A 13,416-nucleotide genomic window follows, 5' to 3' on the forward strand; every position below is an offset into this window, starting at 1 on the left:
GCTCAGAGCAGGCCCTCCGTCTCGAGGATCGTGCGGATCGCCGCCGCCTCCTCGTCGTTCAGGCTCAGCATCGGGGCGGCCATGCGGTTGCTGGCGAAGACGCCGAGCTCCACGAGGGCCGTCTTGAAGGCGCCCAGGCCGGCGGCGCCGGGCGAGACACGTCCGTTCGGGACGTCGACGATGCGGAACAGGCGCGTGAGGCGATCCTGCTCGGCCTGGGCGTCGGCCCAGCGGCCCTCGACTGCCGCGTCGTACAGGCGGCGGTAGCCGGCCGGGTCCACGTTGCCGAGGCCCGGGACGATGCCGTCGGCGCCGGAGAGCATGGCGCCGTCGCAGACCACCTCGTGGCCCGTGAAGAGGCTGAAGCCCTCCACGCCACGGGTCAGCAGGCGCAGCTGGCGGAAGGAGACGTCGTCGCCCGAGGAGTCCTTGACACCGGAGAGGGTGCCTTCGGCGGCGAGCTCGGCCACGAGCTGCATGGGCAGCTTGTAGTGCGTGCGCACCGGGATGTCGTAGGCCAGGACCGGCACGTCCACGGCGGCGGCGAGGGCGCGGAAGTGCGCCTTCACCTCGGCAGCATCGCTGATCGCGTAGTACGGCGAGGTCGCGACGATGGCGTCGGCGCCGATGGCCAGCACCTTCTTGGCCTCGTCCACGACGCGGTCGACGGTCTGGTCGTTCGCGCCCACCAGCAGCGGCACGCGGCCGGCGTTGGCGGAGACGACGGCGCGCAGGACCTCGTCGCGCTCGGTCTGGGTCAGGTACGGGGTCTCTCCCGAGGACCCGAGCGGGAACAGGCCGGTCACGCCGCCCTGGATCAGGTGCTCGACGACGGCCTCGACGCCGGCGAGATCAAGCTCGCCCTCGGCCGTACGCGGGGTGACCACCGGCGGGACAACGCCCGTGAAGAGGGGGGTGGTGGTCTGGGGGCTCATGCTTCCTCCGTGGTGGTGGGGTTCTCGAGCAGCGTGGGTGCCGCGCCGAGGAGGGTCTTGGTGTAGTCGTTGCTCGGGGAGTCGAAGACCTGGGCGGCGCTTCCCTCCTCGACGATGCGGCCGGCGTTCATGACGCAGATCCGATCGGAGATGTAACGGACGGTCTGGATGTCGTGGGAGATGAAGACCATGCCGAGGTTCAGCTGCTCCTTCAGGTCTCCCAGCAGGTTGAGCACCTGGGCGCGGACCGACACGTCGAGGGCGCTGGTCGGCTCGTCGGCGACGATGACCTCCGGCTCCAGGGCCAGGGCGCGGGCGATCGCCACGCGCTGGCGCTGGCCGCCCGAGATCTGGCCCGGGGTGACCTCGGCCGCCGAGCGCGGGAGGCCAACGACCTCGAGCAGCTCGTAGACGCGGGCGTCCCGGGAGGCCGTGTCGCCCACGCCGTGGATGATCAGCGGGTCCGTCAGGATGTCGTGCACCGTCATGCGCGGGTTCAGGGCCGTGGACGGGTCCTGGAACACGATCGAGACGGCGCGGCCGAACTCCTTGCGCTGGGCCGCGGTGCGGCCCGTGTACTCGGCGCCGTTGAAGAGGCGGGTGCCGCTCGTGGGGGCCTGCAGGCCCACCAGAACGGACGCGAGCGTCGACTTGCCGCAGCCCGACTCGCCCACGATGCCGACGGTCTCGCCGCGGGAGACCGAGAAGTCGACGCCGTCGACGGCGCGCACGATGGTCGGCTTGAAGAGCTTGCCGCCGCGGGCGCGGTGGTGGACGTGCAGGTCCTTGAGTTCCAGAACCGGGGTAGAGGTGGTGGAGACCGCCGGCTGCGGCGCCACGTGCTGAGCCGGGCTCATGCTCGGGCTCCTTTCTGCAGGGAGCTGCGCTCCGCGTCGGTGACCTCGCGGGCGTAGACGTGATCGGCGGTGCCGACCTGCGTCAGCACGAGCGGGCGGTTCGGGTCCGCGTTCGGATCCAGCGAGCGCGCGGCGAAGCGGTCGCCCGTCGCGAAGTCGTGCGGGCTCGGGACGGAGCCGGGGATCTGGTGCAGGCGCTCCGCACCGGACTCGATCGAGAGCACGGAGCCCAGGAGGCCGCGCGTGTACTCGTGGCGGGGGTCCGTCAGGATCTCCTTGATGGCGCCGGACTCCACGATCTGACCGGCGTACATCACCGTGGCGCGGTGGGCCAGGGAAGCGACGAGCGCCAGGTCGTGGGAGACGAACACCATCGCGAAGCCCAGCTGCTCGCGCAGCTCGTTGAGCAGATCGACGACCTGCTTCTGCACCGTGACGTCCAGGGCCGTGGTCGGCTCGTCCGCCACCACGAGCTTGGGGGAACGGGAGAGGGCCATGGCGATGAGGACGCGCTGGCGCTGGCCGCCGGAGAGCTCGTGGGGGTACGAGCGCAGCGTGCGGCGGGGGTCCAGCTTGACGAGCGTGAGCAGTTCCTCGGGGGAGAGGCGGCCGCCGCGCTTGGTCAGCTGCTCCATCTGATCCTTGATCAGCATGGAGGGGTTCAGCGAGGACAGCGCGTCCTGGTACACCATGGCGATCTGCTCGCCGCGCAGGCCGGCGTAGACCTTGTCGCGGGCGCGCTCGTCGCCGCCGGGGGTGACGAGCTCCTTGCCCTCGAAGGTGATGGAGCCGGACACACGGGCGTTCGGGGCCAGCAGGCCCATGATCGCGAGCGAGGTGATGGACTTGCCGCAGCCTGACTCGCCGACGAGCGCCATCGTCTCGCCCTCGCGGACCGTGAAGGAGACGTTGTCCACGAGCGCCGAGTCGCCGTAGCGGTCCGGGAAGCGGATGGAGAGGTTCTTGACCTCCAGCACCACGGGCGCCTGCTCGTTGCTCAGGAGGCGATCAGTGCGCGCCGACTCGACGGCGGAGAGCTGGGCGAGCTCGGCGTCGAGCCGGTTCGCCTCCTCGCCCTCACGCGCGGCCTGGGCAGCGCCGCGGGAGGTGACGGCGGCGTCGTCGTTCGCGTCCTTGATCTTGACTGCCTTGCGCAGGCGGGGGTTGACCATGGCGTCCGTGAGGCCCTCGGCGAGGACGTTGAGCGCCAGGACGGTCAGCAGGATGCACAGGCCGGCGAAGGTGGTTGACCACCAGGCGCCGTTGAGCACCAGGGTACGGCCGTAGGAGAGGACGTTGCCCCACGACGGGGCGGGGTCCTGCACGCCGGCGCCCAGGAAGGAGAGCGAGGCCTCGAAGATGATCGCGTCGGCGACCATGACCGTGGCGAACACGAGCACCGGGGCGGCCATGTTGCGCACGATGTGCTTGAGCAGGATGCGCAGGCGGCCGGCGCCCAGGACGCGCTCGGCGCGGACGTAGTCCTCGTTCCACTGCGAGAGGACGTTGGCCCTCACCACGCGGGCGAGCTGCGGGACGTAGATGATCGCGATCGACAGGATGATGACCGGGACCGAGTTGCCCATGGTGGCCAGCAGCACGGCCGCGAGGGCGATGCCGGGGAAGGCCATGATGACGTCCATGACGCGCATGGTGCCCTCGTCCACCCACTTGCGGGAGGTCGCGGCCAGGGCGCCGATGATGGCGCCGACGACGATGGCCAGCGCCACCGAGCCGAGGCCGATCATGAGCGAGGTGCGGGCGCCGTAGAGCAGGCGCGAGAGGATGTCGCGGCCCAGGCGGTCCGTGCCGAAGAGGTGCTCCGCGGAGGGCTTCTGGGCGGGCATGCCGGTGGCCAGCGGATCGTGCGGGGCGAGCACCGGGGCGAAGATCGCCGCGAGGGCGATGAGCACCAGGAAGAGCAGGGAGAGCTTGGAGCCCCACGGCATGGAGCGGAACGCGATGCCGGGGCGGCTCAGGCGGTCGGCGAGTTTTGAACGCATGTCACACCGTCCTGATGCGGGGGTTGATGAGCAGGTAGAGGACGTCGACGATGATGTTCACCAGCACGAAGGTGATCGCGATGGTGAGCGTCACGCCCTGGACGAGGTTGACGTCCGAGTTGGTGATGCCGTTGAGGATCAGCTGGCCCATGCCGGGCAGCGAGAAGATCATCTCGATGACGACGGCGCCGCCGAGCAGGTATCCCACGCGCAGGCCGAGAACCGTCACCGGGGTCACGAGCGCGTTGCGCAGCACGTTCTTGCGGATCACCTCGGGGCGCGGGACGCCGTTGCCGATGGCCGTGCGCACGTAGTCGCGGTCCATCTCCTCCACCATCGAGGTGCGGACCACGCGGATGAGCGAGGCGCTGACCGGGATTCCGAGGGCCAGGGCCGGCAGGGCCATGGACTTGAAGTAGCCCACCGGATCCTCCGAGAACGGCACGAAGCCGCCGGAGGGGAAGACGTGCACGCCGAGCGCCAGCCACTGGATCAGCAGGATGCCGAGCCAGAAGGACGGGGTCGCGACGGCGGCGATGGAGAAGACGCGGATCAGCTGGTCCTGCCAACGATCGCGGAAGAGCGCGGCCGTCACGCCGAGGAGGAGGGAGAGGATGACGGCGATGATGACGCCCCAGAAGGTGAGCTGGAGGGTCAGGGGGAACGCCTTGGCGATGATGCCGAGGATGGGCTGGGCGGGCGGCGTCGTGTTGCCGAGGTCGAGCGTCACGAGGCGGCCGAGGAAGTGCACGTACTGCAGCCAGACCGGGTCGTTGAGCCCGTTCTCCTGTCGGTAGAGCTCCTTGGCTTCCTCGCTCGCGCCCTCGCCGAGGGCCGTGGTGGCCTGGTCGCCCGGTGCGAACTGGAGGATGACGAAGACGAGCAAGGTGATGCCGAGCACCATGAACGGCAAGGCGAGGAGGCGCCTACCGAGGAGTCGGAGGATGTTGGCCAGCAAGGCTCCACTTCCTTCTAGAAGGGGATCAGGGTCTTGGGGGGAAGGGGTGGGAGGGCGCGCGATGTGTGGTGCGCGCACCCTCCCAAGCGAGGCGGGGCGCCGCTGGGGGTCAGCGGCGCCCCGGGGCGGGTGCGTCAGGCGCGGCCGACGCCCTCGAAGGACAGGCCGGTCGTCGGCAGCGGCTTGAAGCCCGTGAGCTGATCGGCCTTCCACGCGGTGGGGAGCTTGCGGTGGAAGAGCGGGTACAGCGGGGCCTGCTCGGCGACGATGTCCACGATCTGGTTCCAGGTCTCCTGGGCCTTGGCGGTGTCCGTGGCCTGGGCCGCCGTGTCGAGGAGGGTTTGGACCTGCTTGTACTCGGCGGTGTCGGACCAGAAGAATCGCTTCTGCGGCCAGACGGCGCCGCGGTAGAACCAGGAGAGGAGCAGGTCCATGTCCTGGCCGAAGACCGAGGGATCGCCCGGGGCGGCCACGATCTGGTAGGTGCCCTTGTCCACGTTGTCGGCGTACAGCGCGCCGGACTGCAGGGAGCGCAGCGTGACCTCGACGCCGGGAAGCTTGTTCCAGGTCTCGATGATCAGCGGGGCGACGTCCTTGACCCACGCGGTGTCCGTCGTCAGCAGTTCGACCTTGAGCGAGGTCACGCCGGCCTCCTTCAGGAGGGAGGCGGCCTTGTCGGCGTCGTAGCTGTAGACGGTGGAGGCCTCGTGGTAGTTCGGGTGCTCCTTCTGCACGTACGACGTCGCGGGGGTCGCGTTGCCGAGCAGCGCCTTGGTGATGATGGACTCGCGATCCACGGCGTACTGGAACGCCTGGCGCACGCGCACATCGTCGAAGGGCTTGGCCTTGCAGTTGAACATGAGGAACATGAGGCCGAAGGACTGCACCGACTCCACGGTGGCCGTGGCCTTCAGGCGATCCATGTCCAGGTAGGGGACGTCCTCGATGACCTGCACGCGGCCGGACTCGACGGCGGAGACGCGCGCGGCGGCGTCGGAGAGCAGGTACCAGGTCATGCCGGAGGCCTTGGCCGGCATGGGGCCGTTGTAGGCGTCGAAGCGCTCGAAGACGATCTTGTCGTCCTTCGTGGCGGAGATCAGCTTGTACGGGCCGGTGCCGATCGGGGCGGCGTCGAAGGCCTTCTGGTCGGCGGAGGCCACGGCCTTCGGCACGACCTTGACCACGGAGAGGCGGTCCGCCAGCAGCGGCGTGGCGTACTTGAGCTTGATCGTCACGGTCGAGGCGTCCTTGGCCGTGACCTTGTCGATGAAGGGGATGAACTGTGCGAAGAGGGCGGCGTTGGCCGGGTCAAGCACGCGCTCGAAGGAGTAGGCGACGTCCTCGGCGGTGACCTTGTTGCCGTTGTGGAAGGTGGCACCCTCGCGGATCGAGACCTCGTAGGTCTTCTCGTCGATCTTCTTGGGGTCCGCGGCGGCGAGGGCGTTGTAGCGCTCGCGGGTGGCGGGGTGCAGCTCGGTCAGGCCCTCGAAGACGTGGAGGTTGGCGGCCATGGGGGTGGCGCCGGAGGAGGTCATCGGGTCGAAGCCGGTGGAGAGGGGGTAGGACATGCCCGCCTCGATGGTCTTGCTCGCGGAACCGGCGGCGGAGCCGGAGTCCGAGGAGGAGCAAGCGGCCAGCGTGGCAGCGAACGCGCTGGCCAGGCCCATGGCACCGGCAAGCTTGAGCACCGTACGACGTGAAGTGCCCTGCGCGAGGATCTCGGGGGAGTTCATGAAACCGCCTTAGGGGTGTCGGTGGAGTGAAGCGGGGTGGGATGTAGGATGTCCTACACGAGACACAAACGTAGGGCAGATCACATCGACGCGTCAACTAGGACACAATGCGTGATGAGGGGCGACACAATGGCGTTGTTAGACCGCTACGACCGTGATCACCACTTCGCTCGAGGAGGGCACTGAGCCGCGATGACCATCAGCACCGCGAACAAAGCACGCGAGAGTGCCAAACTGCGCTCGCGCGCCCTGCAACACGAGATCATGGCGCTCATCCTCGAGCGGGGACTCCTGCCGGGCGACCCGCTGCCCACCGAGCTGGAACTGGTGGAGGAACTGGGGGTCGGGCGCAACACGGTCCGCGAGGCCCTCAAGGTCCTGCAGGCCATCGGCATCGTGGACGTGCGCCACGGCTACGGCATGTTCGTGGCCAAGAAGAAACTGGACGCGCTCGCCGTGACCCTCGAATTCCACGCGCGCATGTCGCTGGCCCACTCCGGCCGCGAGGCCGTGGAGCTCGTCGACGTCCGTCAGGCCCTCGAATCCGAGCTGATCGCCGCCGCCGTGGACGCCATGACGCCCGAATCCCTCGCCGCCGTGCGCGCGGCGGTGGAGCAGATGGAAGCCGACGCGGCGCGCGGGCACTCGCTCGTCGAGGCCGATCGCGAGTTCCACCGCGCGCTCTTCGCCCCGCTCGAGAACGCGTTGCTGAGCAATCTGCTCGACGTCTTCTGGGCCGCCTACTCCGGCATGCACGAGACGCTGTCCCCGGACGCCGTGGACCTCGCCGAGACCTCGCGCGAGCACCGCGGGATCTACGACGCCGTCGCGGCGGGGGACAAGGAGCTCGCCACGGCGCGCATGCGCGGGCACTTCGACGGCATCCGCGGGCTGATCAGCCGCACCGTCGGTCAGTAGCGCCGCCCCGGCACGGCGAGCGAGGCGATGGCGGGGCCACGGTCTAGAATCGCGTGTTATGGCACGACTCTTTGGCACCGATGGCGTTCGCGGTCTCGCGAACGAGCTGATCACCCCCGAACTCTCCATGGGCCTCGCGCAGGCCGCCGCGGTGGTGCTCGGCTTCAACGAGGTCGAGGTGGGGCAGCGCCCCATCGCCGTGGTCGCCAAGGACCCGCGCATCTCCGGAGACTTCATCTCCGCCTCGATCGAGGCGGGCCTCGCCGCCTCGGGCGTCGACGTTTTTGACGCAGGCACCCTGCCGACCCCCGCCGCCGCGTACCTCGTGGCCGATCTGGGCGCCGACTTCGGCGTCATGATCTCCGCCTCGCACAACCCGGCCCCCGACAACGGCATCAAGTTCCTGGCCCGCGGCGGCCAGAAGCTCGACGACGCGATCGAGGACGCCATCGAGGCCCGCCTGAGCCAGGAGCCGCTGCGCCCCCACGGCGGCGAGGTGGGCCGCGTGCGCCGCTTCGCCGACGCCGAGGACCGCTACGTCATGCACCTGTTGCAGTCGCTGCCGCACCGCCTCGAGGGCCTCAAGGTCGTCATCGACGCGGCGCACGGTGCGGCCTCCGGTTGCTCGCCCGAGGCCTTCAAGGCGGCCGGGGCCGAGGTGGTCGTCATCGGCGCCTCGCCCAACGGCGTCAACATCAACGACGGCTACGGCTCCACCCACCTCGAGGCGCTGCAGGCCGCCGTCATCGAGCACGGCGCCGACCTCGGCGTGGGTCACGACGGCGACGCCGACCGCTGCCTCACGGTGGACGCCGAGGGCACCATCGTGGACGGCGACAAGGAGATGGCCATCATGGCGATCGCCATGAAGGAGGCCGGCACGCTCAAGGACGACACGCTCGTCGTGACGGTCATGTCCAACCTCGGCCTCAAGCTCGCCATGAAGGAGCACGGCATCCAGCTCGTGGAGACCGGCGTGGGCGACCGCTACGTGCTCGAGGCGATGCGCGCGGGCGGCTACAACCTGGGCGGTGAGCAGTCCGGTCACGTCATCATGGCCGACTACGCCACGACGGGCGACGGCGTCCTGACCGGCCTGCAGATCGCCTCGCGCATGGCGGCCACGGGCAAGAGCCTCAAGGAGCTCGCCTCCGTGGTCACGGTGCTCCCGCAGGTCCTCATCAACGTGCGCGGCGTGGACAAGGCGGCCGCAGCGACCGACGCCGCCGTGCTGGCCGCGGTGGCCCGTGCCGAGGAACAGCTCGGCGACACGGGCCGCGTGCTCCTGCGCCCCTCGGGCACCGAGCCCGTGGTGCGCGTCATGGTCGAGGCCGCCGACCACCAGAGCGCGCAGGACGTGGCCCGCTCGCTGGCCCAGACGGTGCAGACCGAGCTCGCGCTCGCCTGAGCCTCCCCCTTTTTCACCGCACGACGGCGCCCGGCTGAGCCGGGCGCCGTCGTGCGCTTGGCGTTGGGGGAGCGGAGCGCGACGCCGTGTGCTCACGCAAAGGGGCCCGGCACCGAAAGGTGCCGGGCCCCGAGGCGGATGGAGTGATGGTGGTGACGCTCAGGCGCCGCGGTTGGCCTTGAGCTCGTCGCGGATCTGGGTGAGGAGCTCAAGCTGCGGGTCCACGGCCTCTTCCTCAGTGATGCCCTCCTTGGCGGCCTTGCGCTCGGCGAGCTTGTTCATCGGCAGGACGAGCGCGAAGTACACGGCCAGGGCGATGAGCAGGAAGTTCACGATGGCCGTGAGCAGGACACCGAACTTGATGTCGCCGAAGGCCAGGAAATCGTCAAAGCTCGGCGTGCCAAAGACGCGGGCGATGGCCGGCATGAGCACGGAGTTGACGAGGGCATCGACAATCTTGCCGAAGGCGGCGCCAATGATGACACCGACGGCAAGGTCCATGACGTTGCCACGAGTGATGAAGTCCTTGAATCCCTGAAGCATGGACTCATCGTAAGACCCTCGAGGTGTATTTCCCAGGGGCTTTCGCAAACTCGTTTCCGCGAGATACATCACGGGGCGCCCCGCGGAGTGTCGTCAGAGCTTGCGTAGCAACATGTGGTGGATCGAGTGATCCGCGTCCTTGGAGAGCACGAGGCGGGCCCGCCCGCGCGTGGGGCGCACGTTCTCGCGCAGGTTGGGTTCGTTGATGCTGCGCCAGATCCCGAGCGCCGTCGTCACGGCCTCGGCGTCCGAGAGGCTCGCGTAGCGGTGGAAGAACGAGGCCGGGTCCGCAAACGCGCCCGAGCGCAGCCGCATGAAGCGGTCCACATACCAGCGCTCGATGTCCCGCGTGCGGGCGTCGACGTAGATGGAGAAGTCGAAGAAGTCCGACAGGGCCAGGCCCACCGTGCCGTCGGCGCGCGGGCGCGCAGGCGCGAGCACGTTGAGGCCCTCGACGATGAGCACGTCCGGCTGGTCCACCACGATGCGTTCGCCGGGGACGATGTCGTAGCTCAGGTGCGAGTAGCGCGGCGCCTCGACCTTGGGGGCCCCGGACTTCACGGCCGAGATGAAGCGCAGCAACGCCTTCTGGTCGTAGGACTCGGGGAAGCCCTTGCGCTCCATGATCCCGCGGCGCAGGAGTTCCGCGTTGGGGAAGAGGAAGCCATCGGTCGTGACGAGGTCCACCTTGGGGGTGCCGGGCCAGCGGCGCAGCAGCTCCTGCAGCACGCGCGCCGTCGTCGACTTGCCGACCGCGACCGAGCCGGCCACGCCGATGACAAACGGGGTGCGGCGGCGGTGCTCGCCCAGGAAGCGGGACGTCGCGGCGTGCAGCTTGTCGGTGCCCTCCACGTACAGGGCGAGCAGGCGCGAGAGGGGGAGGTACACCTCGCGGACCTCGTCCAGGTCCAGGCGATCGCCGAGCGCGAGCAGGCGCGCGAGGTCCGCCTCGTCGAAGGGCTGCTCGAGCTCGTTGGAGAGGCGGGCCCAGGTGGCGCGGTCCAATTCCACGAAGGGCGAACCGGGCGTCTGGTTGACGGGGGCCGCCGGACGGACGGGCTCGGGGGAAGTCACGTGCGCCATTGTTCACCGCGTGTGTGCGGCCACACAAATCATTCCGGCGGCAGTCGCTAGGATGATCTGCATGTGTGGAATTGTTGGATATGCCGGTCTTTCAGCGGACCGAGGTGGACACGACGCGGTTGACGTCGTCATGGAGGGCCTGCGGCGCCTGGAGTACCGCGGCTACGATTCGGCCGGCGTGGCCGTCGTGGCCGACGGAGAGATCTCCTCGCGCAAGAAGGCCGGAAAGCTCGTGAACCTGGTCGAGGAGATCGCGGCGCACCCGCTGCCGGCCTCCTCCACGGCCATCGGTCACACGCGTTGGGCCACGCACGGCGGGCCCACCGACCGCAACGCCCACCCGCACCTCGGGGACGAGGGTCGCCTGGCCCTCATCCACAACGGCATCATCGAGAACTTCTCCTCGTTGCGCGCCGAGTTGCGCGAGAAGGGCCACGAGTTCCTCTCCGAGACCGACACCGAGGTCGCCGCCGTGCTCCTCGGCGAGATCTTCCGCGGCGCGGGCGAGGGCGATCTGACCCGCTCGATGCAGCTGACCGCCTCGCGCCTCGAGGGCGCCTTCACGCTCCTGGCCGTCCACGCCGAGGTGCCCGGCGTCGTCGTCGCCGCCCGCCGCAACTCACCGCTCGTGGTGGGCCTCGGCGAGGGCGAGAACTTCCTCGGCTCCGACGTCTCCGGCTTCATCGACTACACGCGCCGCGCCGTGGAGCTGGAGCAGGATCAGGTCGTGACCATCACGCCCGAGTCCTACTCCGTCACTGACTTTGCCGGCAACGCGGCCGAGGGTCGCGAGTTCCACGTCGATTGGGACGCCGCGGCCGCCGAAAAGGGCGGCTTCGACTCCTTCATGGAGAAGGAGATTCACGACCAGCCGCAGGCCGTCGCCGACACGCTGCTGGGCCGCGCCGACGCCTCGGGTCGCCTCGAGCTCGACGAGCTGCGCATCGACCCGCAGGAGCTCAAGGACATCTCCAAGATCGTGGTCCTCGCGTGCGGCACCTCCGCCTACGCGGCCCACGTGGCCAAGTACGCCATCGAGCACTGGTGCCGCATCCCCGTGGACGTGGAGCTCAGCCACGAGTTCCGCTACCGCGACCCGATCGTGGGCCCCGACACCCTCGTGGTGACGATCTCCCAGTCCGGCGAGACCATGGATACCCTCATGGCCCTGCGCTACGCCAAGGAGCAGGGCGCCCGCACGTTGGCGATCTGCAACACCAACGGCTCCTCGATCCCGCGCGAGTCCGACGCCGTGCTCTACACGCACGCCGGGCCCGAGATCGCCGTTGCCTCCACCAAGGCGTTCCTGGCGCAGATCACCGCGACCTACCTGCTCGGCCTGTACCTGGCCCAGCTGCGCGGAAAGCTCTTCCAGGGCGAGATCAAGGACATCCTGGCGGACATGGCCGACATCCCGGCCAAGATCCAGGACATCCTGGAGCGCAAGGACGAGGTCATCTCCCTCGCCCACGCCATGAAGGACACCACGAGCGTGCTCTTCCTCGGCCGCCACGTCGGCTTCCCTGTGGCCATGGAGGGCGCGCTCAAGCTCAAGGAGCTCGCCTACATCCACGCGGAGGGCTTTGCCGCGGGCGAGCTCAAGCACGGCCCCATCGCCCTGATCGACGAGGGCCAGCCGGTCTTCGTGGTGGTCCCGTCCCCGCGCGGTCGCCACTCGATGCACTCCAAGGTCGTCTCCAACATCCAGGAGGTGCGCGCCCGCGGTGCCCGCACCATGGTGATCGCCGAAGAGGGCGACACCGCCGTGGGCGAGTTCGCCGAGTGGGTCTTCCGCGTGCCAGAGACCAAGACCCTGCTCATGCCGCTCCTGAGCGTCGTGCCGCTGCAGATCTTCGCCTGCGCGCTCGCCGGCGCCAAGGGTCTGAACGTGGACCAGCCGCGCAACCTGGCCAAGTCGGTCACGGTCGAGTAGGCCCACCGCACGCCAGAACGACGGCGGCCCGGCAGCGAAACGCTGCCGGGCCGTCGTCGTTCTGCGGAAGGGGAGAGGCCCTACTTCGCCTCGCCGCGGGAGGCGACAAACTCGCCGAGCCAGGCGGAGAACTCCGGGCCCAGGTCCTTGCGCTCGCTCGCGAGCTGCACCACGGCCTTCAAGTAGGAGAGCTTGTCGCCCGTGTCGAAGCGGTGGCCGCGGAAGACGACGGCCGTCACGCCGCCGCCCTGCTCGGCCGGCATCGTGGCGAGCTCGAGGAGCGCGTCGGTCAGCTGGATCTCGTTGCCGCGGCCGGGCTCGGTGCGCTCGAGCACCTCGAACACGGCGGGGCTCAGGACGTAGCGGCCGATCACGGCGAGGTTGCTCGGGGCGTCGGCGACGGCCGGCTTCTCCACGAGCGTGTTGACGCGGACGTAGTCCTCGCCCTCGACCTCGGTCACGTCGGCGCAGCCGTAGGCGGAGATCGACTCGCGGGGGACCTCCATGAGGGCGATGACGGAGCCGCCCACGCGTTCCTGCACGGCGATCATGTCCTTGAGCAGCGACTCGTTCTCGCCGATCAGGTCATCGCCCAGGAGGACGGCAAAGGGCTCGTCGCCGACGTGACCCTTGGCGCGCAGCACGGCGTGGCCGAGGCCGCGGGGATCGCCCTGGCGGATGTAGTGGATGTCGCCCACATTGGTGGGGCGCTGGATGGCCTCCAGCTTGGCGGTGTCGTCCTTCTCGCGCAGCTGCGCCTCCAGGAAGGGCATGCGATCGAAGTGGTCCTCGAGAGAGCGCTTGTTGCGCCCCGTCACCATGAGCAGATCGTGCAGGCCGGCATCCACGGCCTCCTCCACGACGTACTGGATGGCCGGCATATCGACGACCGGCAGCATCTCCTTGGGCATGGCCTTCGTGGCGGGCAGGAAGCGCGTGCCCATGCCGGCGACAGGGAAGACGGCCTTGCGAACCTTGTGCGAACTCATGAGGCCATTCAACCACTTCGCGCCTTGAGTGCCCGGCGTCGGGTGCGTTCGCGCGG

General features: G+C 69.2%; 11 protein-coding genes. 3 read left to right on the forward strand and 8 right to left on the reverse strand.

The features are described from left to right. Positions 1 to 2: 2 nt before the first annotated feature. The 5 genes from DWB68_RS02125 to DWB68_RS02145 all read right to left on the reverse strand — a co-directional run bounded on the left by DWB68_RS02125 (position 3) and on the right by DWB68_RS02145 (position 6,486). Complete coding sequence (locus DWB68_RS02125) at positions 3 to 935, reverse strand: dihydrodipicolinate synthase family protein (RefSeq protein ID WP_119423495.1); 933 nt, start codon at positions 933 to 935, stop codon at positions 3 to 5. Then, the gene (locus DWB68_RS02130; RefSeq protein WP_119423496.1) at positions 932 to 1,792 is read right to left on the reverse strand and encodes an ABC transporter ATP-binding protein; all 861 of its coding nucleotides are present in this window, start codon (positions 1,790 to 1,792) and stop codon (positions 932 to 934) included. The genes DWB68_RS02125 and DWB68_RS02130 overlap by 4 nt, the downstream gene beginning before the upstream one ends. Further along, complete coding sequence (locus tag DWB68_RS02135; RefSeq protein WP_119423497.1) at positions 1,789 to 3,795, reverse strand: dipeptide/oligopeptide/nickel ABC transporter permease/ATP-binding protein; 2,007 nt, start codon at positions 3,793 to 3,795, stop codon at positions 1,789 to 1,791. Before DWB68_RS02135 ends, DWB68_RS02130 begins: the two co-directional genes overlap by 4 nt. A 1-nt stretch (position 3,796) precedes the next feature. Beyond that, positions 3,797 to 4,750 carry an ABC transporter permease gene (locus DWB68_RS02140; RefSeq protein ID WP_119423572.1) on the reverse strand — a complete coding sequence of 318 codons (954 nt, stop codon included), beginning with the start codon at positions 4,748 to 4,750 and terminating at the stop codon, positions 3,797 to 3,799. Between the two features lie 137 nt (positions 4,751 to 4,887). Then, positions 4,888 to 6,486, reverse strand: coding sequence for an ABC transporter substrate-binding protein (locus DWB68_RS02145; protein WP_119423498.1), 1,599 nt, complete (start codon positions 6,484 to 6,486; stop codon positions 4,888 to 4,890). A 192-nt stretch (positions 6,487 to 6,678) separates the two neighbouring features. Between DWB68_RS02145 and DWB68_RS02150 the strand changes: the two genes are divergently transcribed. After that, on the forward strand, positions 6,679 to 7,404 hold the full coding sequence (locus DWB68_RS02150) for a FadR/GntR family transcriptional regulator (protein ID WP_119423499.1): 726 nt from the start codon (positions 6,679 to 6,681) through the stop codon (positions 7,402 to 7,404). 58 nt (positions 7,405 to 7,462) lie between these two features. Next, entirely contained in the window at positions 7,463 to 8,812 is a 1,350-nt protein-coding gene (gene glmM / locus DWB68_RS02155; RefSeq protein WP_119423500.1) for a phosphoglucosamine mutase, read from the forward strand. 159 nt (positions 8,813 to 8,971) lie between these two features. Here glmM and mscL read toward each other — a convergent pair whose 3' ends face one another. Both mscL and coaA read right to left on the reverse strand, forming a co-directional pair. Further along, a complete protein-coding gene (gene mscL, locus DWB68_RS02160) occupies positions 8,972 to 9,355 on the reverse strand; it encodes a large conductance mechanosensitive channel protein MscL (RefSeq protein ID WP_119423501.1) in 384 nt (127 codons plus the stop codon). Between the two features lie 93 nt (positions 9,356 to 9,448). Then, positions 9,449 to 10,438 carry a type I pantothenate kinase gene (gene coaA, locus DWB68_RS02165; protein ID WP_119423502.1) on the reverse strand — a complete coding sequence of 330 codons (990 nt, stop codon included), beginning with the start codon at positions 10,436 to 10,438 and terminating at the stop codon, positions 9,449 to 9,451. Positions 10,439 to 10,499: 61 nt separating this feature from the next. Between coaA and glmS the strand changes: the two genes are divergently transcribed. Next, complete coding sequence (gene glmS, locus DWB68_RS02170; RefSeq protein WP_119423503.1) at positions 10,500 to 12,371, forward strand: glutamine--fructose-6-phosphate transaminase (isomerizing); 1,872 nt, start codon at positions 10,500 to 10,502, stop codon at positions 12,369 to 12,371. 80 nt (positions 12,372 to 12,451) lie between these two features. Here glmS and galU read toward each other — a convergent pair whose 3' ends face one another. Beyond that, positions 12,452 to 13,360, reverse strand: coding sequence for a UTP--glucose-1-phosphate uridylyltransferase GalU (galU, locus tag DWB68_RS02175; RefSeq protein ID WP_119423504.1), 909 nt, complete (start codon positions 13,358 to 13,360; stop codon positions 12,452 to 12,454). Between the last annotated feature and the right edge of the window lie 56 nt (positions 13,361 to 13,416).

The sequence above is a fragment of the Galactobacter valiniphilus genome (assembly GCF_003575975.1).
Taxonomy (GTDB): Bacteria; Actinomycetota; Actinomycetes; order Actinomycetales; family Micrococcaceae; genus Galactobacter; species Galactobacter valiniphilus.